At 46.8% G+C, this 26,328-nt stretch carries 25 protein-coding genes and 1 pseudogene; 15 read left to right on the top strand and 11 right to left on the bottom strand.

From position 1 onward, the window contains the following. Positions 1 to 127: 127 nt before the first annotated feature. Positions 128 to 253 (bottom strand): annotated as a pseudogene (locus K6Y21_RS17470) (IS4 family transposase); the annotation flags it as partial. Between the two features lie 159 nt (positions 254 to 412). On the opposite strand from K6Y21_RS17470, the gene K6Y21_RS17465 reads away from it, so the two are divergent. From K6Y21_RS17465 to K6Y21_RS17450, 4 genes are all read left to right on the top strand, one after another. Then, positions 413 to 823, top strand: coding sequence for a hypothetical protein (locus tag K6Y21_RS17465; protein ID WP_233073169.1), 411 nt, complete (start codon positions 413 to 415; stop codon positions 821 to 823). A 160-nt stretch (positions 824 to 983) separates the two neighbouring features. After that, complete coding sequence (locus K6Y21_RS17460; protein WP_233073168.1) at positions 984 to 1,355, top strand: phosphopantetheine-binding protein; 372 nt, start codon at positions 984 to 986, stop codon at positions 1,353 to 1,355. Positions 1,356 to 1,427: 72 nt separating this feature from the next. Next, positions 1,428 to 1,961, top strand: coding sequence for a hypothetical protein (locus K6Y21_RS17455; RefSeq protein ID WP_233073167.1), 534 nt, complete (start codon positions 1,428 to 1,430; stop codon positions 1,959 to 1,961). 85 nt (positions 1,962 to 2,046) lie between these two features. Next, entirely contained in the window at positions 2,047 to 2,916 is an 870-nt protein-coding gene (locus K6Y21_RS17450; RefSeq protein ID WP_233073166.1) for a DUF6279 family lipoprotein, read from the top strand. Positions 2,917 to 2,994: 78 nt separating this feature from the next. Here K6Y21_RS17450 and K6Y21_RS17445 read toward each other — a convergent pair whose 3' ends face one another. The 5 genes from K6Y21_RS17445 to K6Y21_RS17425 form a co-directional block, all read right to left on the bottom strand. Next, the gene (locus K6Y21_RS17445) at positions 2,995 to 3,147 is read right to left on the bottom strand and encodes a DUF2496 domain-containing protein (protein WP_233073165.1); all 153 of its coding nucleotides are present in this window, start codon (positions 3,145 to 3,147) and stop codon (positions 2,995 to 2,997) included. 22 nt (positions 3,148 to 3,169) lie between these two features. Beyond that, positions 3,170 to 3,736 (bottom strand): primosomal replication protein PriC, encoded by a 567-nt coding sequence (gene priC / locus K6Y21_RS17440; protein ID WP_233073164.1) that lies wholly within the window; start codon positions 3,734 to 3,736, stop codon positions 3,170 to 3,172. After that, complete coding sequence (locus tag K6Y21_RS17435) at positions 3,730 to 4,515, bottom strand: sulfite exporter TauE/SafE family protein (protein ID WP_233073163.1); 786 nt, start codon at positions 4,513 to 4,515, stop codon at positions 3,730 to 3,732. The genes priC and K6Y21_RS17435 overlap by 7 nt, the downstream gene beginning before the upstream one ends. Continuing rightward, a complete protein-coding gene (dinG, locus tag K6Y21_RS17430) occupies positions 4,515 to 6,581 on the bottom strand; it encodes an ATP-dependent DNA helicase DinG (RefSeq protein WP_233073162.1) in 2,067 nt (688 codons plus the stop codon). Before dinG ends, K6Y21_RS17435 begins: the two co-directional genes overlap by 1 nt. Positions 6,582 to 6,833: 252 nt before the next feature. After that, the gene (locus tag K6Y21_RS17425; RefSeq protein WP_233073161.1) at positions 6,834 to 7,223 is read right to left on the bottom strand and encodes a TraR/DksA family transcriptional regulator; all 390 of its coding nucleotides are present in this window, start codon (positions 7,221 to 7,223) and stop codon (positions 6,834 to 6,836) included. A gap of 200 nt (positions 7,224 to 7,423) precedes the next feature. Here K6Y21_RS17425 and dusC point away from each other — a divergent pair, with 200 nt between their 5' ends. The 5 genes from dusC to K6Y21_RS17400 all read left to right on the top strand — a co-directional run bounded on the left by dusC (position 7,424) and on the right by K6Y21_RS17400 (position 12,629). After that, complete coding sequence (dusC, locus tag K6Y21_RS17420; RefSeq protein ID WP_233073160.1) at positions 7,424 to 8,377, top strand: tRNA dihydrouridine(16) synthase DusC; 954 nt, start codon at positions 7,424 to 7,426, stop codon at positions 8,375 to 8,377. 27 nt (positions 8,378 to 8,404) lie between these two features. Next, positions 8,405 to 8,764, top strand: a complete 360-nt coding sequence (locus K6Y21_RS17415; protein ID WP_233073159.1) for a YbaN family protein — start codon at positions 8,405 to 8,407, stop codon at positions 8,762 to 8,764. A 94-nt stretch (positions 8,765 to 8,858) separates the two neighbouring features. After that, positions 8,859 to 9,404: an adenine phosphoribosyltransferase gene (gene apt / locus K6Y21_RS17410; RefSeq protein ID WP_233073158.1), complete on the top strand. Its 546-nt coding sequence runs from the start codon at positions 8,859 to 8,861 to the stop codon at positions 9,402 to 9,404. Positions 9,405 to 9,410: 6 nt separating this feature from the next. After that, positions 9,411 to 12,197 carry a DNA polymerase III subunit gamma/tau gene (gene dnaX / locus K6Y21_RS17405; RefSeq protein ID WP_233073157.1) on the top strand — a complete coding sequence of 929 codons (2,787 nt, stop codon included), beginning with the start codon at positions 9,411 to 9,413 and terminating at the stop codon, positions 12,195 to 12,197. Between the two features lie 102 nt (positions 12,198 to 12,299). Then, complete coding sequence (locus K6Y21_RS17400) at positions 12,300 to 12,629, top strand: YbaB/EbfC family nucleoid-associated protein (RefSeq protein WP_233073156.1); 330 nt, start codon at positions 12,300 to 12,302, stop codon at positions 12,627 to 12,629. An 87-nt stretch (positions 12,630 to 12,716) separates the two neighbouring features. On the opposite strand, the gene K6Y21_RS17395 is transcribed toward K6Y21_RS17400, so the two are convergent. Next, positions 12,717 to 15,488 (bottom strand): insulinase family protein, encoded by a 2,772-nt coding sequence (locus K6Y21_RS17395; RefSeq protein ID WP_233073155.1) that lies wholly within the window; start codon positions 15,486 to 15,488, stop codon positions 12,717 to 12,719. A 217-nt stretch (positions 15,489 to 15,705) separates the two neighbouring features. Here K6Y21_RS17395 and sixA point away from each other — a divergent pair, with 217 nt between their 5' ends. Further along, on the top strand, positions 15,706 to 16,182 hold the full coding sequence (sixA, locus tag K6Y21_RS17390) for a phosphohistidine phosphatase SixA (RefSeq protein ID WP_233073154.1): 477 nt from the start codon (positions 15,706 to 15,708) through the stop codon (positions 16,180 to 16,182). Positions 16,183 to 16,282: 100 nt separating this feature from the next. Then, on the top strand, positions 16,283 to 16,492 hold the full coding sequence (locus K6Y21_RS17385) for a DUF1107 family protein (RefSeq protein ID WP_233073153.1): 210 nt from the start codon (positions 16,283 to 16,285) through the stop codon (positions 16,490 to 16,492). Between the two features lie 8 nt (positions 16,493 to 16,500). Here K6Y21_RS17385 and smrB read toward each other — a convergent pair whose 3' ends face one another. Then, positions 16,501 to 17,070 (bottom strand): endonuclease SmrB, encoded by a 570-nt coding sequence (gene smrB, locus K6Y21_RS17380; RefSeq protein ID WP_233073152.1) that lies wholly within the window; start codon positions 17,068 to 17,070, stop codon positions 16,501 to 16,503. 62 nt (positions 17,071 to 17,132) lie between these two features. On the opposite strand from smrB, the gene prmB reads away from it, so the two are divergent. From prmB to K6Y21_RS17360, 4 genes are all read left to right on the top strand, one after another. Further along, entirely contained in the window at positions 17,133 to 18,056 is a 924-nt protein-coding gene (gene prmB / locus K6Y21_RS17375; protein WP_285229759.1) for a 50S ribosomal protein L3 N(5)-glutamine methyltransferase, read from the top strand. Positions 18,057 to 18,077: 21 nt separating this feature from the next. Then, positions 18,078 to 19,163, top strand: a complete 1,086-nt coding sequence (aroC, locus tag K6Y21_RS17370) for a chorismate synthase (RefSeq protein ID WP_233073151.1) — start codon at positions 18,078 to 18,080, stop codon at positions 19,161 to 19,163. A gap of 161 nt (positions 19,164 to 19,324) precedes the next feature. Next, entirely contained in the window at positions 19,325 to 22,375 is a 3,051-nt protein-coding gene (ydiJ, locus tag K6Y21_RS17365) for a D-2-hydroxyglutarate dehydrogenase YdiJ (protein ID WP_233073150.1), read from the top strand. A 79-nt stretch (positions 22,376 to 22,454) separates the two neighbouring features. Next, positions 22,455 to 22,889, top strand: a complete 435-nt coding sequence (locus tag K6Y21_RS17360) for a hotdog fold thioesterase (RefSeq protein ID WP_233073149.1) — start codon at positions 22,455 to 22,457, stop codon at positions 22,887 to 22,889. Positions 22,890 to 22,939: 50 nt separating this feature from the next. Here K6Y21_RS17360 and K6Y21_RS17355 read toward each other — a convergent pair whose 3' ends face one another. The 3 genes from K6Y21_RS17355 to K6Y21_RS17345 form a co-directional block, all read right to left on the bottom strand. Then, positions 22,940 to 23,425, bottom strand: a complete 486-nt coding sequence (locus K6Y21_RS17355; protein ID WP_233073148.1) for a hypothetical protein — start codon at positions 23,423 to 23,425, stop codon at positions 22,940 to 22,942. Positions 23,426 to 23,718: 293 nt separating this feature from the next. Then, positions 23,719 to 24,471 carry a hypothetical protein gene (locus tag K6Y21_RS17350; protein ID WP_233073147.1) on the bottom strand — a complete coding sequence of 251 codons (753 nt, stop codon included), beginning with the start codon at positions 24,469 to 24,471 and terminating at the stop codon, positions 23,719 to 23,721. Positions 24,472 to 24,607: 136 nt separating this feature from the next. Next, a complete protein-coding gene (locus K6Y21_RS17345; RefSeq protein ID WP_233073146.1) occupies positions 24,608 to 26,218 on the bottom strand; it encodes a methyl-accepting chemotaxis protein in 1,611 nt (536 codons plus the stop codon). Positions 26,219 to 26,328 lie beyond the last annotated feature (110 nt).

The raw sequence follows: 26,328 nt of genomic DNA, 5'->3' as shown, positions 1-26,328 counted from the left end.
CGATAAAGCAGGATATTAGCGAAAAAGATAGCTTGGCAGCCAAACGTAGAAAGTCAGGTTGGTCCGGCGAATATCGTTCAAAGATTATATTTGGTTGAAAGTTGAACAAAGTGGAATCCCGCCCTGGAGTTTGGGTGAGACGGTCACCGTTGAGCAATGATTGAGTGGAATCAATGAGGGAATTAAGTCGCTTTTTGTGAATGAAAGGGCATTGATTTTGTAGTTGTTGGTGTATGATATTGAGCTCACGCATCTCGTTGTAATCTGGTTTGTTTTTGGCGAAATTAATTAGATCACACAACGAGATGCGTTTCTATATATTTGATAGCGAAAGATATTTTGTGGGCATTCGCTAGAAGTGGGTGTCCGCAATTGGCCATTCTTGAATAAAAATATATTTGTGAGTCAATTAATGAATAAAGTGATCTTGTTAACAATGGTTTGTGCGCTTTTCCCTATAAATTCTTTTGCTAATAAAATTTATCATTGTGAGGATGCCAAGGGTAACAAGTCTTTCCAAAGCTTACCGTGCAAAGGTGTGACTGTTGAAGTACAAGAGATAAGTGAGACGTCAAGGGTAATCAACACGAAAACTGAAAAAGATAATACTTCTACTTTATGCGTTGACGAAATAGAGAAAGATTTGGGTTTGATTCTTAAAGATATAAATGATCATTACGAAAGAAGGACTGGTCAATGTAAAAAGCATTATGCATCAGGCACAAGTCATAGAAAAAATTGTCTGCAAGAACAGGATGAAGTTAAACAAGCCAAAATGAAAAAATATTACGAGCCAAAAAAGAAAACGTTAAATAATTGCTGATGACAACATTTTAAAATAAATATTGGCTACCCAGTTATTTACGCTAATCATCATCCTTCGAAAAGTTAAGTGGTGTCCGCAATTTTTTTCTGCAATTTTTGCTATGTCGTGCACATATATGTCACCATTCTGCAGGCAACTCTACATTAGTGAGGAAAACATGAAATATCTCAAACTTGTGTTCTGTTTAGTGTTAGCGGTTACGTATTCAAACTTAGGTTGGGCTAGTAGCTGTGAGGCAGTAGAAGATAAAGTATTAGAGGCAATGGCTAAGGCTCTTGATGTTAATGTGGCTGAAATTGCTATTGATAAGTCATTTTATGAGCAAAGTTTTGATACTGATGTTTTAGACCTCATTACTGTGGTTGTTGAGATGGAAAAATCTATTGGGGTTGAGCTTAAAGACGAAGATGTAGTCGATCCAATGGTTTACTTCGATAAAGAAGAGCTTGTGCCAAGAATTAAAGACAAAGTAATAGTTCGAGAGTTTCAAGAGACTATTTATCAAGCATGTGTTAATTCCTTAGGCTAAATCCTAGTTAAAATTAAGAGGGTGTCCGCAATTCTCCGCAATTCTCCGCAATTCTGCCTTGTAAGGAAAAGAATGAAGAAAGCGTCACGATTTATGCCAAAGTATGAGCCTAGAAGGGCAAGCAAACTTGCGCTGTTTGCCCTTTTACCAATCGTAGTGGCCGTGTTTATTTATCAGCCGTGGTATCTGCTGGTTTTTGTCGGACTTGTTTCGTGCATCATGGCTTGGGGGGCCATTGAACAGTCTAAAGTAGAAAGGCATTTTCAACAATTGAGCAAGGCGCGTTGTGGTTTATCCATTTGTGAATTTGCGAGGGCGTTTGATCTAAAGGTGGTCGATACTTGGGTTATTCGAGCCGTGTATGAGCAACTTCAGGCTGCGCTCCCAACTGAGGAAAAAGTGCCCATAAAGGCCACTGATAGTTTATTTGATACCTTGATGCTTGACGAAGATGATCTTGAACTGTCGTTGATTGAAGAAATTGCGCAACGAACTAACCGAAGCCTTGAGGGCTACGAAAGCAACCCTTACTACGGCAAGGTAACAACAGCAAAAAACTTGGTGCTATTTTTTAATCATCAGTCATATGCCAGCCCAAGGGGTTAATCCACTTGCCTTTACTCGATGAAATGAACGAAACTCAAAGATAAATCGTACATTACCTGAGCATCTAGTCAGAGGATATCAAATCATGGTACATCGGGGGCGAAAGGTAACACCTTATTTTTTGAGCGTGGCGTTGGCCTTATTGCTTGTAGGTTGCTCAACTCAGTTCACTTACAATAACTTAAATTGGTTGGTCTACTGGTACCTTGATGACTACGTTGAGTTAACTTCCGAGCAAAAGAAAGTGTTTGAGCAAAAGCTCTATGCTTGGCAACTTTGGCATCGCTACACGGAATTGCCGCGCTATCAAGCGCATCTTGATGAGATCATGAATGACGTATCCCAAGGCAATGTAACCTTGGCACGGATTGAAGCCCACCATCAGGCCATGTTTGACCACTGGCAGCGTTTAAAACAAAAGGTGGTGCCGGATTTGGTTGCAATGGCGCCCATGCTGAGTCAAGGGCAAGTTTCACACTTGTTTGAAGCGCTAGCAGACAAAAATAAACAGCAAAGAGAAGAGCTAGCCGAGTTACAGTCGAAACCCAGCGAGCAGCAGCGTCAGCAGTTGTTCGATAAGCGATTAGAATACCTTAATGAATGGGTAGGCAAACTCGATGCTCAGCAGCGAAGTCTGTTCAGCCAAGCCGATCAGGCCTACTTTGACAACCGGTTATTATGGCTTGAATATCGCACACGCTATCAGCAGCGTTTGCAGCACGTCTTTTCAAGCGCAGCTGATGCTGATGAATTACAAGCTCAGCTAAGCGAGTTATTACTGCAGCCAGAGCCCTATCGAGGCGAGCCATTACAACAGCAACACGCGCATAACTTGGCGGTTTTTCATCAATTGTTGTTTGACTTGGGGCAAACCTTAACGGCCAAGCAACGCCGGCATTTGATAGGCGAAATTGAGCAATATCGTGATGATATTAAGGCGCTGTTGCCAAATTAACCTCAGTTCTGGTTAATTTTGGGCCTTTGATCTAGGGGGCCTTATTCGCCGAGCGAGCTCGCTTCCCACAAGGGTGGATCACCCCTGTTGTTGCAACTGCTTTTGCTCGCAATCTTTAAGTACAATTTGCAGTGCGGCGATGGCGGTTTCTACCTCGACTTCGTTTTCTTCAAGGATTTGAATTAAGTCGACGGCTAATTGAATGTGTTTGGGGGCGTTGGCTAGGCTCATTGGGCTTCCTTGGTGGAGTGGGTTAAAAGTTGCCGATAAAGGCACTGGAGCCTTCAAACTCGCGCACGGCTAACTCAACTTCAAAGGTGGCACTTTTGCAGCGCGCTAAACGCTCTTCTAAGGTTTGGGTGGCGATTTGCGCTTGGCGTTTGTCATTGCCATACAATTGGGCGGCTTGCTGTTTACTGTGCGCGATCATTTGCTCTAGCCGGCGCTCATATTCATATTGCTTTTGCAGTTTTTGATACAGCTGTTTTTCTTGGTGGCTAGGGTGGTGCGAAAAGATATGGCCATTGCCTTGCTGTGCTTGGTTGACTAACTTGAGTAACGCCGCAAATTGATCCGTGAGGGCTTCGCAGCGGTGGTTGATCAACTGAGACGACACTTGGCTATCAATGGCGTGCTGGAGGTCGGCCAGCTTTTTTTCAACCTGTAAACAATAGCCTGTCAGGCTTTTTTCTGGTTTAGCAAATAAATTCTTATTGAAATGAAAGTGCTCACGTTGCTGGGCGCTGAGCTGATTGTCTAACCGCTCACATTGGCCCTTAAGTTCATTTATTCTAACTACTAATTGGGTTAAATCTACCATGCATCAATCGCCAATTTAACGGCCATTACGACCACGACCAAGATAAAAATAGGGCGGATAAATTTGCCGCCAAAGCGAATGGCGGAGTGGGCGCCAAGGTATGCCCCCACCATTAAACACAAGCCCATACTTAGGCCTAATACCCAGTTGATATGGCCAAGTATAATAAAGGTTATTAGAGATAAAAAATTACTGGTGAAGTTCATGGATTTGGCTAAGCCCGAGGCAAGCAAAATATTTACCTTGTACAAGGCTGCAGTCGAGACGGTCCAAAAAGCGCCGGTGCCCGGTCCGGCAATGCCATCATAAAAGCCTAATCCTAACCCTTGTAGCCACTGTTTTCTCACTAAACGTGGCCCAGGGGTGGGCAAGTCGTTTTGGCTGTCTGATGGAAACCGGTTAAAAATGGTGTAAACCGCGGTGGCTAGGATGACTAAGGGCAACGCTTTGTCCAAAAACTCGGTACTGATAAAGTTGACTGCCAAGGTGCCACTGATCGCGCCGATGCCGGTGGCGTAAAATGATTTGCGCCAAAAAATGGGGTCGAATAATTGTTTTTTGTAATAGGTCCAAGCCGCTGTGGAGGAGGCAAAGGTCGCGGCCAGTTTATTGGTGCCCAATGCCATATGAGGCGGTAAACCGGCGCTGAGTAAGGCTGGAATGGTTAGCATACCGCCGCCTCCCACCACTGCGTCAATAAAGCCAGCAATAAGGCCCACACCGCAAATCAGTAGGAACAAACTGGGTTCAATGGGCAAGGTTAAGCTGAAATCAAACATTAATATTGGATATCTCGTTTAAAAGGTGGCAACGAATCAAGTAATCCCTTGCCGTAACGTCGCGTGACGAGACGGCGATCGAGTATGGTTATTTGGCCCCAGTCGTTTTCTTTTCTGACGAGGCGGCCACAAGATTGGATCAGTTTTTTACTGGCTTCGGGTATGGTGATTTGTAAAAACGGGTTGCCTCCTCGGCTTTCAATCCATTCGGAGTGGGCCTCTTCTACTGGCGAGGTAGGCACGGCAAAGGGCAGTTTAGTTATGATTAAATTGGTTAAGTAATGGCCGGGTAAATCTAACCCTTCCGATAAACTGCCAGTACCAAACAAGATGGCGGTTTCGCCTTTATCACAACGTGCTTTGTAATCAGTCAGGAGCTGACTGCGAGATAACTCACCTTGCAATAAGATGGGGGCATCGAGTTTATTTTTGATCTTTTCAGCAACCAAGCGCATTTGCCAATAGGATGCAAACAAGACGAGGTTACCTTGTTGCTTGGCAATCATGTTTGGGATCTTATCGCATAACTCTTTATCAAAGTTATCGCTGCCGGGTTCAAACTGCATGGCAGGGAGCGCCAAGGTAATTTTGTCATAATCAAAGGGCGAGCGCAGCCTTAGGTATTGGGTGCCGTCATCTTGTTTTAGGCCGCTTTGATGACGAAAGAAATCAAAATGGCTGAGGGCGGTGAGGGTGGCCGAGCACAGCAAAACGCCTGCGGCTTGTGACCACAGCTGCTGTTCTAATAATCCGCCCACTTCGATAGGGGACGCCGCGAGCAGGATATCCTTGTCACCTTGGTCGAGTTGTTTTGCCCAGCAAGCGAGCGGGGCATGATTGCCGGTAGGCTCTTTAGCGAGCATGGTCCAAAGCTGTAAAAAGGTTTCCAGACGTTGCACATTATTGCCAACATCGGCGAGCAAAGGCTCGGCCACCTTGGTTTTGATTTCACCTTGTTTGAGCTGCTCGGCAATGGTGCTGAGCAATTTATTGAGGTTTTTTAAACACCCGCGGCTTTCGTCTCGAATGGCGATGGCATGCTGAGGTAAGGGGTCGGGCAATTCGCCCATGGCAAAGCGATAACTGCCGTCGCTGTTGAATAAAGCGGTGTTGTGGTTAAAAAATTGCGCCACATGGCCGAGCTCTTGTTTGATGCTCAGGGCATTGGCGACCATTTCGCTGCCCACGCTCATGGTGGACGTGCCGCTAACTTGCTGGGCGATTTTGCGGTTTAACAACTCCAGTTTGCTCAGCCAATTAATGCTCGCGTTGATGGCAATATGTGCGCTGGCAAAGTCACGCGCAATGCTGGGCAGGTGGTGGGCTTCGTCCATCACATAAAAACAGCTGTCTGGCTCAGGTAAAATAATGCCGCCGCCTAATTCGGTGTCAGCAAGTAATAGCGCGTGGTTAACCACTAATACATCGGCTTTTTCCAGCTCATCACGGGCCTTATGAAAAGGGCATTGATGGTGATGGGATAGGGCACGGCTACAGCTGTGCTTATCGGCGATGATTTGCTGCCAAACATGATCGGCTATGGGGGTGGGCCAGGTGTCGCGGTCGCCTTGCCATTTTCCATCTTGATAGGCTTTGTAAAGGCGTTTGACCAGTTCAATGTCTTTGGTTCTTGGTTTTTCATCCCACAGGGCTATTTGCCCATCTTGTGGGTCGGCTAGGGCACGGAGTTTATGCTCGCAGCAATATCGGCCGCGTCCTTTGACCAAGGTGAAGGTAAACGAGAGGCTGCTATGGCGTAAAAAAAACGGCAAATCTTTATTTATGAGCTGCTCTTGTAAGGTCACGGTCGCCGTGGAAATGATGAGCTTTTTATTTTGGTTTTGTGCAACCGCTAGGCCCCCGAGTAAGTAAGCCAGCGATTTACCTATGCCGGTGCCGGCTTCTGCGACTAAGATCCGACGTTTGGGATCATATTCACCCGCCAAGGTTTTTGCTATTTCGGCCACTAAGTAGTTTTGCTCTTTGCGTACTTGGTAATCAGGTAGCGATTGGCTGATATTGTGGTACGTTTCACGAATAAGCTGTTTTACTTGTGGATTTAACATGGCTGAGTCGATAAATGAGGGTAAACGGATTGTAACAAGATATCGACGTGAGCCCAAGAAGGATTGCGGGTTTTCGTTGTATCAGGTGGGGGATTAAAGGGCGTTGGGTGCAAATAGGGTTAAGTCAGCGGGGCAAACAGGCGCTGCGTTTTATTACTCGTTGGTGTTCCCGTACTTGAGCCAGACTGGCGACGGGAGGCTATCGTTATTCATCCTTGAAACGGGCTTCCCAATAATGGCACGCTAAGCTGGTTAAAGGGCCATCACTTTTTGTTTACGCTTTTGGTATTTTTCTTTACAACGCACGCAGCGTTGCTCGGTGGGATCTTGGTTGAGCAATTGGGATTCGATGGGCTCTTCACAATCTGAACATAAACCATATAACCCTAAGTCAATTTGGCATAAGGCGGCATCAATTTTTTTTATGTTGGCGATAGCTTGTTTCATTTGCGGCATATCAAGATGCACTGCATATTCAATAAATTCAGCGTTAGTCAACTGCAGTAATCGCGCTGCGGCCATGCGATGACTTGATTGCTCAGCTTGTTCTAACGTGGCGATGACTTTTTTCTTTTGTTCGATTAATTGCGTTGTTAATTTTGTTTCAACGTCAGCTAGGTTAGCGGTGTGATGCTCAGTCATTGTGAACTCTTGGAATAAAAGTAAGAATGACATAATAGTGAGTAAAAGGGCCTAAGGTGCTGATATAGGTCAATTGCAATCGGTTTTAACTAAAATGCAGCCTAGGTTTTGATGTAGATCAGCTTAGTCCCATTATCGCAATGGGTGACAAAAAGGCGATGACGCCCTAGAATTCGCGCTTCACTTGTAAGAGGCTTGTTATGCGTGTTGTTTTAGCTCCGATGGAAGGGGTGGTTGATCCGTTAATGCGGCAAGTGTTAACCAGCATCAATCAATATGATTTGTGTGTCACCGAATTTATTCGTGTGGTTGACATGCGCTTACCCAAAAAGGTGTTTTATCGCTTATGTCCCGAGTTACATCAAGGCGGGCAAACATCGGCGGGCACCGATGTCAGAGTACAGTTACTGGGTCAGGCGCCGCAGTGGTTAGCTGAAAACGCCTACCGCGCCGTTGAGCTAGGCTCCAAAGGCATTGACTTAAACTGTGGTTGCCCCTCTAAAACAGTGAATGGCTCTAATGGCGGTGCGGCCTTGCTAAAAGAGCCAGAGATAATCTATCAGGCCGTTAGGGCAATGCGTGGTGCGGTGCCTGACAAACCTGTCTCGGTCAAGGTTCGCTTAGGGTGGGAATGCAAAAGTCAGCGCTTAGAGATAGCCGATGCCGCCTATCAAGGTGGTGCTACCGAGTTAACCGTGCATGGGCGCACCCGAGCCGATGGGTATCGCGCCGAGCGCATTGATTGGCGAGCCATTAATGACATGCGCCAAGCCATCAATATTCCCGTTATCGCCAATGGCGAGGTGTGGCAAGGTGAAGATGCGCAACGTTGCCTTGAACAAAGTGGCTGTGATGACATTATGTTGGGGCGCGGCGCGTTGGCGATGCCAAACCTAGCTAATGTGATCAAACTGGGTCACCAGCCGATGCCTTGGTCCGAAGTGGTAAACTTATTACTGCAGTACTCAGGATTAGAATGCAGTGGTGATAAGCATTTATATTTTGGTAACCGTATTAAGCAGTGGCTAAAGTACGTTGTTTGTAGTTATTCTCAGGCGCAGGCCTTGTTTGATGAAATTCGTCCGTGTCGCAAAACCGATGAAATTTTGTCGATTTTGCAACGCCATCACGCCCTAGCGCAGCCGCCTGTTTAATCGGGGTTGCTGGAGGTTAAGTCAGTTATGCTGAAACGGCCCTTTTATTTCACCTGCGGTTGCCTTGCATTTTTATTGGGCCTCATTGGCATTCCATTGCCGGTGTTACCGACAACGCCGTTTATATTATTGGCTGCGTTTTGTTTTGCGAAAAGCTCTACTCGGTTTCATCAAGCGCTGCTGCGACACCCTTGGTTTGGCCCTATGATCCACGATTGGCAAGCCAAGCGGGCCATTGCTAAGAAAACCAAAATCAGGGCGTTGGTATTAATGAGCCTAACCTTTGCCATTTCTATTTATTGGGTGCCACTGATTTGGATAAAGCTATTACTATTGGTGTGTTTTTTGTGCTTATTTACCTGGATGTATCAGTTAAAGGAAACATAAACCTCAATTTACTTGGCTATCCCTTGAAAGCAACAGGTCAAGTGAATAAGCTTACCCCTTTAATCTCGACGACACTTCAAAATAGGACCCTCTGATGGATTCGGCCACGCAAAAATTACTAACAGACAGTATTAAATCGATTGTAGATTACCCAAAAGCAGGGATTGTTTTTCGTGATATCACCAGCTTGATCGAAAATGCCGAGGCGTTTGCCAAGTCGATTGAGTTACTTGCCGCCCATTATCGCGACAAAGGCATCACTAAGGTGGTCGGCACTGAAGCGCGCGGTTTTATTTTTGGCGCCCCTGTGGCCGCTGCTATTGGCGCGGGGTTTGTGCCTGCGCGTAAGCCGGGTAAATTACCCCGTGCGACGGTGGTGCAAGTTTATGATCTAGAATACGGCACTGATATGCTGCAAATTCATAAAGATGCCATTGAACCCGGTGATAAAGTGGTGGTGATCGATGATCTACTGGCCACAGGCGGTACCTTAGAAGCCACCATTAAATTGATCAAAGAGTTACAAGGCGATGTGGTCGGTGCAGGTGTGGTGATTGAGTTACCTGACTTAAAAGGGAAAGCAAAGTTAGATGCTCAGGAAGTTGAACTGTTCAGCTTGATCCAATTTGAAGGTGAGTAAAAACCAATGAGTTATCAGGTGTTAGCGCGTAAATGGCGTCCGCATAATTTTAGTCAAGTCGTTGGGCAACAGCACGTGCTGACGGCCTTGATCAACGCCCTTGATCAAAACCGCTTACACCATGCTTACTTATTCAGTGGCACGCGAGGCGTAGGTAAAACCAGTATTGCGCGTATATTGGCTAAAAGTTTGAATTGTGAGCAAGGAGTGACGTCAACGCCATGTGGCGTTTGTCATCATTGCCAAGCTATCGATGAAGGCCGTTTTGTCGATTTGCTTGAAATCGATGCTGCTTCGCGTACTAAGGTAGAAGATACCCGCGAGCTATTGGATAATGTGCAATACAAACCAGCACAAGGCCGTTATAAGGTATATCTGATTGACGAAGTGCACATGCTGTCGAAAAGCAGCTTTAATGCGCTACTGAAAACCTTGGAAGAGCCTCCCGAGTACGTTAAGTTTTTGCTGGCGACAACGGATCCGCAAAAACTGCCGATCACCATTTTATCGCGTTGTTTGCAATTTCATTTAAAAAGTTTGGGCAGTGACGCTATCCAGCAGCAGCTCGCTTATATTCTTGACCAAGAGCAGCACAGCTATGAGCAAGGTGCGCTGCAAGCCCTGGCGAAAGCGGCTCAGGGGAGTATGCGTGACGCGTTAAGTTTAACGGATCAAGCCATTGCTTTTGGTAATGGTGTGGTGAACTATCAGCCTGTGCTGGCCATGTTGGGGACGCTCGATCATCATCAAGTGATCCAACTGCTGCATTTTGTAGCGGCAGGTGATGCGGCTAACTGTTTGCAAAAAGTGGCGGAATTGGTCAGTTTAGGGCCCGATTTTGCCCTTGTTCACAATGAGTTAGCGGCGACCTTGCATCAAGTCGCCCTTGCGCACATGTTGCCATCCACCTTAAATGGCTTAGAAGACAGCGAGTCTATTCGGTTACTGAGTGAACAGTTATCGCCTGAACAAGTTCAGTTGTTTTACCAGATCGCACTCAAAGGCAAACAAGACTTGCCCCTTGCTCCTGAGCCTCGCATTGGTTTGGAAATGACCTTGTTGCGCATGCTCGCGTTTCATCCAGTAACGGCGTCGGCTCATGCTGCCCAGTTAGCGACGACGCAACATAACCTGCAACCCGCAGCAGCGCGCGCTGCAAAGCTTGACGCGACAGCACCGGTCGCGCCAGTGAACCCTAAGGTGCAAGATAAGGTATTGACAGCTGCGCTAGCGGATAATGCTGCGCGTAATGAAACAGCAAACCTAGCCCATTCCGAAACAAATGGGCCACTCACTCCCCCTGATGTGGGGCAACCAGAAAAGGCGCAGTCGGCCACAGAACAACCAATCACAAATCAACCAGCTACAAAACCAGCCACAGTGCAGCCAGCCACAGCGCACAGTGGCTCAGTTAGCCATCAAGATGTGTCTCATGCTTTGAATTCAGATCAAGATGTGTCTCATGCTTTGAATTCAGATCAAGATGCTCAGGTTGTGCCTGAAAAGACTGAGACAGCACCGCTCATTCAGCCTGAGGCCATTGCTGCGCAAGATCCGATGCCGAGTGCAGGGGCTAACGACCCCATCAGGCAAACGTCAACTCAAACTCAAGTCGCGCCAACGCCCGTTGCGTCATCTCAAGTAACAGGTTTAACTGGCGTACTCGAAAAGCGCAATATGCTAAGAAGCCGCAAACTGGCTTTGGAGTCGGGTAAGGCTAAAGCGAAACCCATCACCTCGGCGCCAATAGCCGAAAACAGTCAGGCTCAAGCGCCAGCACCGCAAGGCGCACCAACAGATGCGGTTCAAGCCCCGCAGGCAAAAGGGCCTGAAGTGGCGCCAATGTCGTTGCAGCCAAGCGCAATGTCTGGTTCAAGCCATCACAGTCAACCAAGCTCAGAGGTTGATTTACCCTGGGCGACGGACGCGAATGAATCGCAACAAGCTGGCTCGCCAATGCAAGTAGTGCCTAATGAGGTTGCACCTTCGACTCCTGTGGAGCAGGGGCCACCTGATTATGGCGATTTGCCGCCCATTGAGGCGTACGGTAACGATTACGGTCAGTATTTTGAAACGCCCGATTACAGCTTTAATCATGATGTAGGGTCGTATGTTGATGGTGACCCAAATGGGACCAACGTCCATACGCCTGCGGCAGATCTTGAGCAAGCGGCACATGCCCCAAGTCGTGATGGCGAGCAAAAGCCAGTGGTTGAGACAGACGCCGGAGCAAATCCGCAGGTTAATGCCGGACATCAAGAAGTGGCGTCTTCGGTTACCATCAATCCGCCTGATGCTACGCCTGAGCACGCGTTGAGCGTTGCGCCAGACGCTACTCGCTCATCAACGTCGGCTTTGCCAGCGATAACAGAGTTTGAAATTCCAAGCGGCTTTTCACCGCAAAACACAGATCCTTGGTGTCAGCTGATTGATGCCATGGCGCTGGGCGGTATTTTGCGTCAGCTGGCGTTAAACAGTGTGTTGCTAGACTCAAATTTGGCGAAGGCTAATCAGCTAAAATTACTGTTGCAGCCGTCAAGCGCACATTTAGATAACGAAAAGAATCATCAGCAATTGTTGCAAGCGGTACAACAGGTATTGCCGCAAATCCAAGAGGTTGACATCCAAATTGGCCAAGATGCTAATTTGGCAACCCCAGTAGAGATTGAGCAGCAAATTTATTTAGCTAGGCTAGCTCAAGCTAAAATAGATATACAGCAAGACGAAGCGGTTAACTTTTTTATTGCGCGTTTTGGTGCCACGGTTGATGAGGCATCAATCAAGCCAAAATAGGCAAGTAACGCTCAGCCAATGCCATTGACTGGGCACAACACCCTTGAAATATGTTGGTCTATCCCCAACATTACAATTAATAAACCTAAGTGAGAGAATAATATGTTTGGTAAAGGCGGAATGTCTGGCTTGATGAAGCAAGCCCAACAAATGCAAGATCGCATGCAGAAGGCACAAGATGATATTGCAAAAATGGAAGTGGTGGGTGAAGCCGGTGCAGGCATGGTTAAAGTGACCATGCTAGGTAACCACAATGTGCGCCGCATTGAAATTGATCCTAGCCTAATGGAAGACGACAAAGAAATGCTAGAGGATCTGATGGCTGCTGCAGTGAATGATGCTGTTCGCCGTGTTGAAGAAACCAGCAAAGAGAAAATGGCTGAAGTGACTGGCGGTATGCAGTTACCACCAGGCATGAAAATGCCATTTTAATCTTCTGATTATTCGAAATGTAAAAGCCAAGCTTAGCTTGGCTTTTTTTATGTCTGGTAAAACTCACCTAAGGTGAAGGCTAGGGAGCTAGTTAATAAATTTAGGGGCCATCAATTTAAATTCGCCAGGATCCCAAATAAAGTTACCCAGATTAAGCTTATCTTTGCCGCCATGGGCTGCACCATAACTGCACATAATAATGCGATCTGAAATACGGGATTTTAATTGAGTGATAAAGCGGATCAGATCCGCACGGGTCATTTGCTCAAGGGCCAGCGCAACCTGCTCGCGTTGATTGAAGTGCCAATCCTTATTGCCTATGCTGGCCCAAAAACGTTGACTGCGACTTTTCAAGTTGGCATCGGGCTGACGTATCTGACTGATTAAACCTTGTTTACTGACTTGCCATTGCGCTTGGCTTAATTCCATCAGTACTAAGGCAAAGCTATCAATAAACTCATCGATGCAAGTCAGTAAATATTGTGGCCCAGCCACGGGGCTTTGAATATAAAAGATGATGCCGGGATGGCGATTTAGCGGTAAGTTGCCGCTGCCGACCACATAACCTAGCTGCTTACGGGTTCGCAGCTCATGGAAGAAGGTGGTGGACATGATGTGATTGGCTAAGGTGTAGCGCGCTACATGGGTTGGCGTGGTATGCATGGATTGATAATAGACGATCATTGCCGAGTCATTGTGCTGACAATTGACTTCCCGTACCAAGGTACCCTTATTGGATATATCGACCAAGCGTCGTTTGGTTTCGGCGCTTGGGGTACTGTTGGGGGCAAGCTCTCGCAGTAAGTAGTCTGCGATGGTCTCAATTTCTTCTTTCAGCCAATCACCGTGAGCCAGTACCTCAATATGAACTTGTTTATAAAGCTGCTCAATAAAGCCGGGCATTTCATCGGCACAGACATCGTCTAACGCCTTAGCCATCAAGGCGGCCGGCGGGTTGGCGGGTTGCAATAATGACGTTAAGTGGCTAAACAGCTGCGAAATAGGCTTACCTTGCTTTTGGTTTTTCCAACTGCGGATCATGTTTTGTTTGATATGCTCAAAGCGCTCAGGATCAACATGACCAAATTTACGCGTCCCTAAAATAAGTTGCAGGAGTAAGTATTGTTTTGCGGTAAAACCGCTTAAGTTCACGGTGAAACCGCCTTGATGGGCATAGATACGATAGCCTAATCCGGCAATTTCGGCCGGGTAAGTGATTTCCGTAAGAATGTCGAGAAAAAGCTCCACGGCCAGCCGGGTCATGGCGATGTGACGAATGCTTTTTACTGCATGCTCAGAATCGACGGCTATGTATAAGCTACCTTTAGGAACATTGAATTCGCTGTCTTTTTTGTACCAAACCCGAAAGCCCGGTTGGTCGCGAATGATACAAGGATAAGGTGTCCCTGAGCCAGGCTGTGGTTTCATTTTCCCCATCACAATAAAAGGGTTGGGAGGGGGGAGTTTGAGCGCAGGGTTAATGTCTTGGTGGCGCCAATGGGCTAGCTGCTCTGGTGCGATAGGGTTGACTGCATAAGGGGTGTGATACCAGTCGGCTGTTTTGTTGGTGGGCAACCCTTTAGCACTGACCAAAATACGCATGTTTTCAGGGGTAAAAAAATTGAGAAAATAGCGTATTTCGTCACTATCAAAGCCGGCCATCATGTAGTCGCCATAGATAATATGCTCAGGCTGATAGTGATGCATATTGATGCTGAGGTGCGACACGATATCAAGGGCGCGACTGGTTTCTTGAAACTGATACGCTTGCTCGGTGATGGCTTGTTTTTCTTGGTAGCGCCATGGATTGAGCCCGGTTTGCTTGATTTGCCTTAGATAGGCAAACAATTCACTGATAATGGTATCACGCTGTGCTAAGCCTTTATCCGTTAAACCAAACGAGATATTAAAGTCTTTAAAATTGGAGCCGCTGACACCGCCACCCGCACTGAGGCTGTTGATCAAACCTTGGCTTTTCAAGTGAGAGAACAAACTGGCGGGGTATTCATTGCCTAAAATGTGGCTGATGTAGGTCAATGGTTTCGTTTGATAGTGGCTATCGACACAAGGGAGCGCAAAGGCAACAAACAGCTTTTTATGATCTTTGACAGGTTCAACAACAATTTCCAAGGCCATTTCATTCGGGGTATACAGAGGGGTATCAATCTGCCAAGGCGGCAACGCTTTATATAGAATGGCCCCGAAGTAATGCTCAGCCCATTGTGCTTGCTGCGATAATGGAGCTGCGCTTAACAGTACTAAGGTCATTTTTGATGCGCAATAATGCTGTTGATAAAACTGCAGTAAATCCTCACGGGCAAAACCGTGTTCGTTATCGGCTAAGGTTTGGCAATTGCCCACTGAAAACTTGGCAAACGGGTGGGCAGGGTTCACGGTTTCTTTGTGTACTTGGTATTGTCGCCTGATATCGTCATTGAGTTTTAACTGATACTCAGACTCGATGGCTTGGCGCTCCTTATCCACCAGCTCTGGGGTAAATAAAGGCGCGATAAAAAACTGGCTAAATCGGTCCAGCGCGGGCTCAAAAAATGGCCCTTCAATATCGAAAAAGAAGTTGGTGAACTCGGTGCCAGTCCAAGCGTTATTACTGCCCCCGTGTTGGTTAATGTAATGCTGGTATTCACCACTTTTGGGGAATTTTTCGGTGCCCAAAAACAGCATGTGCTCTAAAAAATGCGCCATGCCCTGACGTTCGACTGGGTCGTGAAAGTGCCCCACATTGACTGCCAACGACGCCGCGCTGCTACTGGCCTTGGCATCATGGATCAGCAATACCCGCAATTGGTTTGGCAAGGTAAGGTATTGATATTCTTTGCTGTCATTAGGGCTTTTTAGCAAGATAGGCTCCACGCAAGTGCCACTGAATTACCAAGGAGCCACTTTGGCCCAATCGATTTCGGTGTGTAAAAAGATAAAAAACAAGTTATTTCATTATTATGGTTCAACTTTCTAGTTGCAAACAAATCACACTTATTTTGCGTTAAAACCTTTTACCGAATTTGATTGCAACGTAAACTAGCCGACCAAATTCATTGAGCTCACATTAGGATTTAACATGTTGGTTTATATCATGCGTCACGGCCAAGCTGAAATGATGGCGGCGACAGATGCGCTGCGCCCATTGACCCAACAAGGTTGCACCGAGTCTGTTATGATGGCTCGCTGGTTAGCACCGCAAATCAGCAAGCTGGACTGTATTCTTTGTAGCCCTTATCTGCGAGCTCAACAAACACTGAAAGCCATTGAGCCCTACTTGCCTCAGGCTGAATATTTTGAAGAGCTTCCTTTGTTAACCCCTTCTGGAAATGTAACGGCCGTGGTGAATCACTTATTTCAGCTGGCGCAACAAGGCACTCGCCACGTGTTAATCGTGTCTCACTTGCCTCTAGTGGGTTATTTAGTGGGGGAACTTTGTCCCAGCGAAGGCGCACCGATTTTTGCCACCAGTGGCATCGCTTGCGTTGAAATTGACGATGAATACCAAGGACAACTTCATTATTTACATGCCCCTCACAGTTTGAATGCGCAATGATCCACTTAGCGTTTCATGGTTTTGACCACTAGTTGATATAAAACTGTCACAAATCGCCACTATTCTGCTCGTGTTTCTTAATAGTCACATCGAGCAGACAATGAAAGAGTTTAAAGTTTATAACCCAGTCAAAGTTGCAAAGTACGTTAAGAGTTATTTTACCGGCCAACTATTTATCCAAGGCATTGGCCGATTTGAATTTTGTCAGGGCAAGATGGCTTTTTCTGAGCATGCCCCTTTGCATTACAAACGCGTGGCTTCGGAAGTGAATAAACAAATTAAAGCCATGCGGCTGGCCGCGGTGGCTTAGGGCGAGACTTATCTTCGTAAATACTGCGCTTCAATTTCAATCAATACCAACAAGGCGCCATTGCCACCGTATTCAAGTGGCGCTTGATGAAACGCCACTACATCGGGGTGCTGCGCTAACCATAGCGGGGTTTTACGTTTAAGGATATGGGCGCCGATCCCGTGCATCACACAGCAAGTTTGATAATGGCGCTTTTTACATTCGTGGATCAGCGCAGCTAATTCTTGTTTGGCTTGCTGTTGTGTCAGGCCATGCAGGTCAAGAAATATCTCCGGCGCATAGTCGCCGCGGCGCAATTTTTTCAACTCAAACTTATCGGCATCTTGGCGAATATAGCGCGTCGGGCCTTGTTCATCGAGGTGCGGTTCGTATAAATCCGAAAAGTAATCTTTTTCTAGGGCTTCTTGTTTTATTTCATTGCGCTGAATTTTTTCCTTGATCCTAGGTTTATCCGGTTTTATGGTATCCTGCTTTATTTTACGGGTGCCCGAGATGGCTTGTTTAAACAAGGCGAAGTCATCACCTTCATCTAACATGGGATCTATCGACTGATTTTGCGATACTTCTTTGTTGCTCATATCGGCCCCTACAAACTGAATCAAAAACAAAGTCAGCAATACTAACCGAGTTGGAGTTAAATTTGGACAAGAATTTGCGAGCCGAAGCCGTTGCCGAGCTGCACACCATCGGCGATATGATCCGCTGGAGTGCCTCACAATTTAGTGCTAATGGCCTATTTTACGGTCATGGCAGTGATAATGCGTGGGATGAAGCGGTGCAATTAATTTTGCCAAGTTTACACTTGCCCCTTAACATGGGAGACGCTGTGTATCAGGCTAAGCTTTTAACCAGCGAGCGTGATGCCTTAGTGAGTTTGGTGGCTCGCCGCATTATCGAGCGGGTGCCTACGGCCTATTTAACCAATCGTGCTTGGTTTGCTGGGTTAGAGTTTTACGTTGATGAGCGGGTATTAGTACCGCGCTCCCCCTTTGCCGAGCTCATTGGTCAAGGGTTTGCTCCTTGGTTAACGAGTGAGCCACAGCGCGTACTCGATTTATGTACCGGAAGTGCCTGTATCGCCATCGCTTGTGCTTATGCGTTTCCAGCAGCGGAAGTGGACGCGGTTGACATTTCCATTGATGCATTAGATGTTGCGCAAATCAACATTTGTGATCATGGCCTTGAGCAGCAAGTCTTTCCAATTCAATCTGACTTATTTGATGAATTAAAAGGCCATAAGTACGATTTGATCGTATCTAATCCACCTTATGTGGATGCAGAAGACATGGCCAGCTTGCCAGATGAGTTTACTCACGAGCCAGAGCTTGGCTTAGCGGCAGGCTTTGATGGCTTAGATTTAGTGCGTCGTATGCTGGCGCAAGCAGCGGATATGCTAACTGACGATGGCATATTATTAGTAGAAGTGGGGAATTCGCAAATTCACCTAGAGCAGGCATACCCGCAAGTGCCGTTCACTTGGCTCGAGTTTGAGCACGGTGGACACGGGGTATTTATGTTGACACAAGCACAATTAAAGCAATATCAACAGGTGTTTTCCTCTTAATTATTTTGGGATGTAGAAGGTATGGCAGGGAACAGTTTCGGACAACTTTTTAAAATTTCAACCTTTGGTGAAAGCCACGGGGTGGCACTGGGCTGTGTGGTGGATGGCGTGCCACCGGGCTTGAGTATCACAGAAGAAGACTTACAAGCGGATTTAGATCGCCGTAAGCCGGGTACGTCGCGCTATACCACGCAGCGCCGTGAGCCGGATCAAGTGCGCATTTTATCGGGCGTGTTTGAAGGTAAAACCACAGGTTGTAGCATCGGCTTGTTGATTGAAAATACCGATCAACGCTCTAAGGACTATTCAGCCATTTCTGGTCTGTTTCGCCCGGGCCATGCCGATTACACCTACCATCAAAAATTTGGTCACAGAGATTACCGTGGCGGCGGTCGCTCCAGTGCCCGTGAAACCGCGATGCGTGTTGCTGCGGGTGCCATCGCGAAAAAGTACCTGTTTGAAAAACACGGCATTACCGTGCGTGCGTACATGAGCCAGTTGGCTGATATCAAGGCCGAGACCATAGATTGGGATCAGGTTGAACAAAACCCGTTCTTTTTCCCCGATGCCAGTAAATTAGATCAACTCGATCAATACATGCGCGACCTGAAAAAACAAGGCGACTCGATTGGCGCTAAGATCACTGTGGTCGCACAGCATGTGCCAGTTGGCTTAGGTGAGCCTGTATTTGACCGTCTTGATGCTGATATTGCCCATGCACTGATGAGCATCAATGCGGTTAAAGGCGTTGAAATCGGCGATGGTTTTGATGTGGTGAATCAAAAGGGCACCGAGCACCGTGATGAACTCACCCCAGAAGGCTTTACCTCTAATCACGCGGGTGGCGTATTGGGTGGTATCTCAACGGGCCAAGATATTGTTGCGCATATCGCACTTAAGCCGACGTCCAGTATTACCATTCCGGGTAAAACTATCACGGTTGACGGCGAGCCGACGGAAATGATCACTAAAGGGCGACACGACCCTTGTGTGGGCATTCGCGCCGTGCCGATTGCCGAGGCCATGATGGCCATCACCTTGATGGATCATTACTTGCGCAACCGTGCACAAAATAACGATGTAGTCACCCAAACGCCTAAAATATAAGGCGCAACAGGCACCCATCGCTATGAAATGCTGCTTTTGCAAAAAAGCAGCATTTTTTGTTTTTAAACAAGTTAAAACTGTGAGTTAAGCAGGATTTTTAAGGCTTTTTTGGTATAATCGGCCCACTATTTTTATGTGTGTATTACAGGGACAGTGAGCAGATGATCCCCATTCTTAGCCACCAAGAAAACATTGATTCAACCGCTTTATCATTTTTAGACGCATTAGCCCAAGCAGGCTTTGCCGGTGATATCGAAAAATCCTATGCCAGTCGCCTTGCTGTTGCGACCGATAACTCGGTTTATCAAAGCTTGCCGCAGGCTGTTGTGCTGCCAAAACATCAGCAAGACATAGTGATCATGACTCAGTTGGCCAGTCAGCCAGCCTATGCACAGGTGCGTTTTTCTCCGCGTGGCGGGGGGACCGGCACCAATGGCCAGTCCCTAACCCAAGATATCGTGGTGGATTTGTCGCGTTACATGAACCAAGTGCTTGAAGTCAATGCCGAAGAAGGCTGGGTTCGGGTACAAACTGGCGTGATCAAAGACCAACTTAATGATGCTTTGCGCCCACATGGCTTTTTCTTTTCCCCTGATCTATCAACCAGTAACCGTGCCACCGTGGGCGGGATGATCAATACCGATGCGTCGGGCCAAGGCTCGCTAAAATACGGTAAAACCAGCGATCATGTGCTTGAGTTAACCACGGTTCTCGTTGATGGCACTGTGCTTGAGTCAACGCCGCAAAGCAACCAAGCGGCTAAGCAACTGGCTGAGCAATCTGGCACCATCGGCAATATTTACCGCCAAGTGCTGGAAACCTGTGAAAACATGCAGCAAGAAATTGAGCAACGTTTTCCCAAGTTGAACCGCTTTTTAACCGGCTACGATTTAAAGCATGTTTATGATGTGGAAAGCGGGGCGGTTGATTTAAGCCGTATTTTATGTGGCTCTGAAGGATCCTTAGGCTTTATCACCGAAGCCAAACTTAACATCACCCCGATCCCTAAATATCGCGCCCTGATCAACGTAAAATACGACAGCTTTGAGTCTGCGCTACGCAATGCCCCATTTTTGGTCAAAGCCAATGCTTTAAGCGTAGAAACCGTTGACTCCAAAGTGCTTAATTTGGCCAAACAAGACATCGTTTGGCACAGCGTATCGGATTTAATTCAAGACGTGCCTAACAAAGAAATGGACGGCTTGAACATGGTGGAATACGCCGAACAAGATGAAGCGAAGCAACAGCAGAAGATTGCGAGCTTGTGTCAGCTCTTAGATGACAAAATCGCCAAGGGCGAAGATGGCATCATAGGTTATCAAGTGTGTGATGATCTAGCAGGCCTGAATCGCATCTACGCCATGCGCAAAAAAGCGGTTGGCCTTTTAGGCGCAGCCAAGGGCCGTGCTAAGCCGGTCGCCTTTGCCGAAGATACCTGTGTGCCACCTGAAAACTTGGCCGACTTTATTATGGAATTTCGTGCCTTGCTTGATAGCAAGGGACTCAATTACGGCATGTTTGGTCACGTTGACGCAGGGGTATTACACGTGCGTCCAGCCCTTGACATGTGCGATCCGCTACAAGAAACCTTGATGCGTGAAGTGTCTGATAAAGTCGTGGCATTAACCGCGAAGTACAAAGGCCTGATGTGGGGCGAGCACGGTAAAGGCTTTCGTTCTGAATATGGCCCTGAGTTTTTTGGCGAAACCTTGTTCAATGAGCTACGTAAAATTAAGGCGGCGTTTGATCCTTATAACCGCGTTAACCCGGGTAAGATTTGTACCCCGTTTGCGTCCACCGATCAGCTTGTTAGCGTGGATGCGGTAAAACGTGGCTTTTATGATCGCCAAATTCCAGTGCAAGTACGCGACAGCTTTACCGAAGCCCTAGACTGTAACGGTAATGGCTTGTGTTTTAACTATGATGCGTCATCGCCTATGTGTCCATCGAGTAAAATTACGCAAGATCGTCGTCATTCACCTAAGGGGCGTGCTGGCCTCATGCGTGAATGGCTGCGTCAATTGGTGAACAACAATGTTGATATCATCCAATTAGAGAAAGAGCTGTTAGCGGGTAAAAATGACGTCAGTTTAGTCAAACGGTTTGCTAATTCTTGGTCGAAAAAGCGTGGACAATATGACTTTTCGGCCGAAGTAATGGAAGCCATGGAAGGCTGTCTCGCCTGTAAGGCGTGCTCTAGCCAGTGTCCAATTAAAGTGGATGTGCCAACTTTCCGCTCGCGCTTTATGTTTTTGTACTACAGTCGTTACCAGCGCTCAATCAAAGACTACTTAGTTGGCTATTCTGAAGCGTACACGCCTTTGATGGCGAAAGCGCCGGGCCTGTTTAACGTATTCTTAAAACAAAATTGGGTTCAAAAGTTAGCAACCAAAGCCACTGGCATGGTCGATATTCCCGTATTGAGCCAGCCAACCTTAGCGCGCTCTTTAGCGGGGCACAGTGCCCTTAACTTTGATCTGGACGCGCTAAATGAAATGTCAGCCGAGCAGCGCAGTAAGACAGTGTTGATTGTGCAAGACCCCTTCACCAGTTATTACGATGCCGATGTGGTACGTGATCTTGTCTTACTGGCTGAGAAGTTAGGGTTTAATCCGGTGATTTTGCCGTTCAAACCCAATGGTAAACCGCAGCATATTAAAGGCTTTTTACAAGACTTTGCCAAAACGGCGAAGAATGCCGCAGATTTTTTGAACCAAATTGCACAGCTTAACATTCCGATGATAGGCACCGATCCTGCTTTGGTATTGTGTTATCGTGACGAATATAACAAGGCGTTAGGTGATGACCGAGGCCAGTTTAAGGTTGAACTGTTTCAAGAGTGGTTAACGCCTCGCTTAGCTGAACTTGAGCCATTTGCCGCTAGCAACATGACCTTTTATTTGTTTGGTCATTGTACCGAAAAAACTAATTTGCCTAATTCAACGGCGGATTGGCAGCAAATTTTCACGGCGTTTGGTGCACAATTAAAACCGGTTAGTGTCGGTTGTTGTGGTATGGCAGGCACCTACGGCCATGATGCCAAGCAATATGAAAACTCTAAAGGCATCTACAGCCTAAGCTGGCAACAAGAGCTAGCTAAGCACGACATGGCACAGTGTTTAGCCACGGGATATTCTTGTCGTAGCCAAGTTAAGCGTTTTGAAGGTGAAAAGCTTAAACACCCCGTTCAAGCTTTGCTTAGCCTGCTCTAACGAACACTTATTTGCATACACTACGCGATAACGGCAGTGACTTAGGTGACTGCCGTTTGTTTATTAAGGGAGCAATGATATGGCCTCGATCTGGCGTAAAACGGCTGATTTAACTCAGCTTAACAAGTTGAGTGACAATACCTTAGTTTCCCATTTAGAAATCAGCTATACCGAGTTGGGTGAGGATTATTTAATCGCGACTATGCCGGTTAAAGCCATCACCAAGCAACCCTATGGCTTGCTACACGGCGGGGCCAGTGTGGTGTTAGCCGAAACCTTAGGCAGTGTTGCTGGCAATTTGGCCGCGCCAATGGGCAAAGTGTGTGTTGGACAAGAGATCAATGCCAATCATTTACGCAGTGTTCGTAGCGGTGTGGTCACGGGCAAAGCCACGGCCGTTTATCTTGGTGGACGTAGCCAAGTTTGGGATATAAAGATCCAAGATGAACCAGGGCGATTAATCTGTTGTTCTCGGATCACCCTGGCTGTGATTGCCGCTCCAAGTCAGGGGTAACGGCACTGTCATCCAAGGTAAACGATTATTGTCTCGCTTTTGGGTTGAGTTTAGCTTAACTCTCGCTGCATTTCTAAGTATTGACGGTGTAGGTCTTGGCGCCAAATATCACCAATAATGCGTGCATGAATACTTTTGGGTGAGAGCTTAAAGTAGTTTAATAACGCCTCGTAAACCTGTTTAAACGCTTTATCAAAACCATTGCGCTCAATGCTTCTTGAGCAAGTGGTGGCTTTTTCGTTTATCGGGTTGACGATAAAACCAATCCGCCAGCCATTTTTGTTGTCTGGTGCTCTCACTTTAATGTGTTTGAATTGGCCTTCTTCATAGAAATGTTTAAGAAAGCTATCTTGATGTAATTCACCTTGCTCATCACGCCATTGCTCATCCAACTTTTTGGCTTCGTGTTTGGCGAGGGCAATCTCTTGTCTGCTCATCCCATCGATGTTGATAAAGCGCTGTTTTTGAACTTTGTTGACTTTACGACGAACGTGGATGTAGCTTCGACCTTCTAATTCTCTTAGAACTACTGACATAGTGTTTTCTTTTTTAAAAGTATAAGTAAATCGAAATAACCTTAGGTGTTACGTTGGACATCATGCTGACTATGGTTTTAGGCACAGTTTGGATGAGTCGCCTAGGAACATGTAATCAGGTTTTAATGATATCTTTATGGTGCAAGTGTAGTCGTTAACCGCCCATATATTGTGGGCTGGGAAGGTGATGAATTCAAGTCAATGGGCGAGTTAGCTAAGATTAGTTAGAAATAATTGATGTTGGTGATTGATGTGAGCGAATTTGCATTATTCGAAGCTTACTAAGGGGCGCGTTATCGCCAGTCTAGCCAATAGCGATAATCTATTTCCCGTTGCTGCTCTAGGGTAGCTTTGAAACGTTGACTGGGTTGATTGAGGCAAAAAGGGCCAATAAATTCAGGCTCAGACCAGCCGACATAACCGCCCATGTATGCACGTTCATAGCCCCATTGGCCACAACTCAATAAGCTATCAAATTGGTTATCTCGTTGGCAGACCACGCAGGTTTCAAATGTGACCGTGATGGGCTGGCCATCTTGCCCATGATAATCCGAGGCATAAGGGGTGTCATAAAGCGCTACCGTGGATGCGCGCATGGTTCTGGTCTGCCAGGGTTTATCGGCTAGGTCGATAGGGGTTAAATGCATGCCGCGGCCGTGCTCTAGCGGTGGATAGTCATAAAATGGCTCACTAAATTGTTTGGGTACGTCAATTTTGATGGCTGGCGCTTGCTGCGAGTGTTTGAGGTTCGATGAACGTATTTGTAACAACCGGTAACGATCACACTGAGCGAGATTGGTTTGCTGGATGTTACCTTGCTTATTGTTGAAAAAATGTATCTCGACGCCAACCCCAGTGGCATCGTCGAAGGCGATGTAAGAAGCTTGCTCGCGGGCATGATGGTACCAAGGTTGAGAAAACGTCAGGATGCCTATATCAGCACCCTGATAATTCACGTTACACACTTTGTTCAACAGCAGTTCATCAGCCAAGCCAGCAAAGCTCATCGTGAGCAGGGGGAGTGGCCAGAATTTCACTCTTGTCATTAAACTTACACAGAAGATGATTCAAGTGGTAGATGAAAGTATAGCGGGCATGTGAGATCCTAGCCAAAGCAAAGAATGCATCTTTACTTTGGCAAGAATGATAATGGTTAGCGCCTTTTCGAGTACAGGCACTGGATTAGCGCAGACGGAATTTACCTAGCATGGCTTCAAGGGACTGGACATTTTGGGTGAGCTCTCGGCTTTGCTCGGTGCTGCGGTTGCTTAAGGTGACACTTTGGGTGGCCACATCATTGACATGCACGATATCACTGGCTATCTCACGGGTTACCGAGGTTTGTTGCTCGGTCGCGGTGGCAATTGCCATGATCATGGCTTCCACTTGCTGCGCTTTAGTGACAATTTCTTCAAGGGCTTGACGAGACTCTTCACTTAAGGATGCGCCTTGCTCGACCAACTCACAGCTTTGTTGTGAATTGTTCACCGCAGTTTTGGTTTCACTTTGAATGGCACTGATAATTTCAGCTACCTCCTTAGTTGCTTGGGTGGTGCGCTCTGCAAGGTTGCGCACTTCTTCAGCGACAACGGAAAACCCTCGCCCCAGTTCACCAGCACGAGCGGCTTCAATGGCGGCATTTAAAGCGAGTAGGTTGGTCTGGTCTGCAATGTCTGTGATCACTCTGATCACATTCCCAATTTCATCACTGCGTTTGCCTAGCTCCAAAATTCCGTTGGACATCTCTTTGATCCTAACCACGGTGCTCTTAGAGCTCGTGACCATTTGATCCATCACTTTACTGCCATTATGTGCCAGTTCGCCTGCCGCTTTAGCTTCTTCACTGGCCAAAGCACTTTGTTGAGCAACTTCTTCGACGGTCACATTCATTTCTTCGGCCGAGGTGGCAATTTGCTCGGCTTTATCCGACTGTGCTTGACTGCCTTGTTGTACTTCTAAGCTGCCTTGCTCTAACTCAAGGCTGGTGATCTTGACGCGCTCGGACACATCGCTGATAGCGGTGATCAATTCCTTTAACGATTGCTGCATTTGGCAGATAGAGTTCGCCACCTGGCTGATTTCATCCTTTTTGTCACTGATGGTCAGTTGTTGAGATAGATTACCTGTTGCAATTTCATTGGCGACAGCCATCAATTGGGTTAAGCGTTGGCCAATTGAACGAGCGAGTAAAAAAGCAATTCCCATACCGATACAGACCGATATCAAGGTAGTCACTATCTGGCCTGTTTTCATTTCTGCCAAAGAATCAGATTGAGACGCCAACCCTTTAATGGCATCGGCGACCTCTTCATCTGTTGTTGTGTTGAGCATGGTCTCAAGGGGTTTAAAGTAGGTGTTTTCGATGGCATCTAACGCGAGATAACGTTGCGCGAGGGGCTGGTTAGTGTCGCTGAAAATATTGGCTTCTAACGCTTGGGTATATTGTTGCAGTAGTTGAGCCATCGAGGCCATTTTTTCTCTGTTGGCCGCAGAGTTTGATTCCAGTTGTTTAAGCTGTTCAAAAGTCGGTAAAAAACGGGTTTTGATTTGAAAATAAACATCACGCTCTTCCGTTTCCCCACTCAGGTACTCAAAGGCGGTCAGTTGCATTTGACTCAGCATATTGAGCAGTTGCAGCCCAGCAATGGCGCCCGGTACGTCATCTTGTGACACTTCATCGGCAATCTCAACGGCGTGATTGACTTTGAAGCTGGCAAGGGTACTCATGGCTACCATCAAAAACAGGATAGCGCCGAATGAGAGGTAGAGGGAGTGTGACATTTTTAGATTCATGGTTTTCTCGCTCAAATATGCTAATTAAAGGGGGTTATTTAGTTTTTACATTTATTTTATATCGGCAAGGAATGCCAGTCCTTAAGTCTTTTACTGAAAGAATAATGTCA

The sequence above is a fragment of the Motilimonas eburnea genome (assembly GCF_021295345.1).
Lineage (GTDB): Bacteria > Pseudomonadota > Gammaproteobacteria > Enterobacterales > CBDFNC01 > Motilimonas > Motilimonas eburnea.
Note: the sequence above shows the minus strand (reverse complement) of the source record. Positions and strands in the feature narration are given on the sequence as shown.

What these genes read in the sequence shown, in the direction of transcription:
- K6Y21_RS17465 (WP_233073169.1), top strand. Translation starts at nt 413, where the DNA reads ATGAATAAAGTGATCTTGTTAACAATGGTTTGTGCGCTTTTCCCTATA.
- K6Y21_RS17460 (WP_233073168.1), top strand. Translation starts at nt 984, where the DNA reads ATGAAATATCTCAAACTTGTGTTCTGTTTAGTGTTAGCGGTTACGTAT.
- K6Y21_RS17455 (WP_233073167.1), top strand. Translation starts at nt 1,428, where the DNA reads ATGAAGAAAGCGTCACGATTTATGCCAAAGTATGAGCCTAGAAGGGCA.
- K6Y21_RS17450 (WP_233073166.1), top strand. Translation starts at nt 2,047, where the DNA reads ATGGTACATCGGGGGCGAAAGGTAACACCTTATTTTTTGAGCGTGGCG.
- K6Y21_RS17445 (WP_233073165.1), bottom strand. Translation starts at nt 3,147, where the DNA reads ATGAGCCTAGCCAACGCCCCCAAACACATTCAATTAGCCGTCGACTTA.
- priC (WP_233073164.1), bottom strand. Translation starts at nt 3,736, where the DNA reads ATGGTAGATTTAACCCAATTAGTAGTTAGAATAAATGAACTTAAGGGC.
- K6Y21_RS17435 (WP_233073163.1), bottom strand. Translation starts at nt 4,515, where the DNA reads ATGTTTGATTTCAGCTTAACCTTGCCCATTGAACCCAGTTTGTTCCTA.
- dinG (WP_233073162.1), bottom strand. Translation starts at nt 6,581, where the DNA reads ATGTTAAATCCACAAGTAAAACAGCTTATTCGTGAAACGTACCACAAT.
- K6Y21_RS17425 (WP_233073161.1), bottom strand. Translation starts at nt 7,223, where the DNA reads ATGACTGAGCATCACACCGCTAACCTAGCTGACGTTGAAACAAAATTA.
- dusC (WP_233073160.1), top strand. Translation starts at nt 7,424, where the DNA reads ATGCGTGTTGTTTTAGCTCCGATGGAAGGGGTGGTTGATCCGTTAATG.
- K6Y21_RS17415 (WP_233073159.1), top strand. Translation starts at nt 8,405, where the DNA reads ATGCTGAAACGGCCCTTTTATTTCACCTGCGGTTGCCTTGCATTTTTA.
- apt (WP_233073158.1), top strand. Translation starts at nt 8,859, where the DNA reads ATGGATTCGGCCACGCAAAAATTACTAACAGACAGTATTAAATCGATT.
- dnaX (WP_233073157.1), top strand. Translation starts at nt 9,411, where the DNA reads ATGAGTTATCAGGTGTTAGCGCGTAAATGGCGTCCGCATAATTTTAGT.
- K6Y21_RS17400 (WP_233073156.1), top strand. Translation starts at nt 12,300, where the DNA reads ATGTTTGGTAAAGGCGGAATGTCTGGCTTGATGAAGCAAGCCCAACAA.
- sixA (WP_233073154.1), top strand. Translation starts at nt 15,706, where the DNA reads ATGTTGGTTTATATCATGCGTCACGGCCAAGCTGAAATGATGGCGGCG.
- K6Y21_RS17385 (WP_233073153.1), top strand. Translation starts at nt 16,283, where the DNA reads ATGAAAGAGTTTAAAGTTTATAACCCAGTCAAAGTTGCAAAGTACGTT.
- smrB (WP_233073152.1), bottom strand. Translation starts at nt 17,070, where the DNA reads ATGAGCAACAAAGAAGTATCGCAAAATCAGTCGATAGATCCCATGTTA.
- aroC (WP_233073151.1), top strand. Translation starts at nt 18,078, where the DNA reads ATGGCAGGGAACAGTTTCGGACAACTTTTTAAAATTTCAACCTTTGGT.
- ydiJ (WP_233073150.1), top strand. Translation starts at nt 19,325, where the DNA reads ATGATCCCCATTCTTAGCCACCAAGAAAACATTGATTCAACCGCTTTA.
- K6Y21_RS17360 (WP_233073149.1), top strand. Translation starts at nt 22,455, where the DNA reads ATGGCCTCGATCTGGCGTAAAACGGCTGATTTAACTCAGCTTAACAAG.
- K6Y21_RS17355 (WP_233073148.1), bottom strand. Translation starts at nt 23,425, where the DNA reads ATGTCAGTAGTTCTAAGAGAATTAGAAGGTCGAAGCTACATCCACGTT.
- K6Y21_RS17350 (WP_233073147.1), bottom strand. Translation starts at nt 24,471, where the DNA reads ATGACAAGAGTGAAATTCTGGCCACTCCCCCTGCTCACGATGAGCTTT.
- K6Y21_RS17345 (WP_233073146.1), bottom strand. Translation starts at nt 26,218, where the DNA reads ATGAATCTAAAAATGTCACACTCCCTCTACCTCTCATTCGGCGCTATC.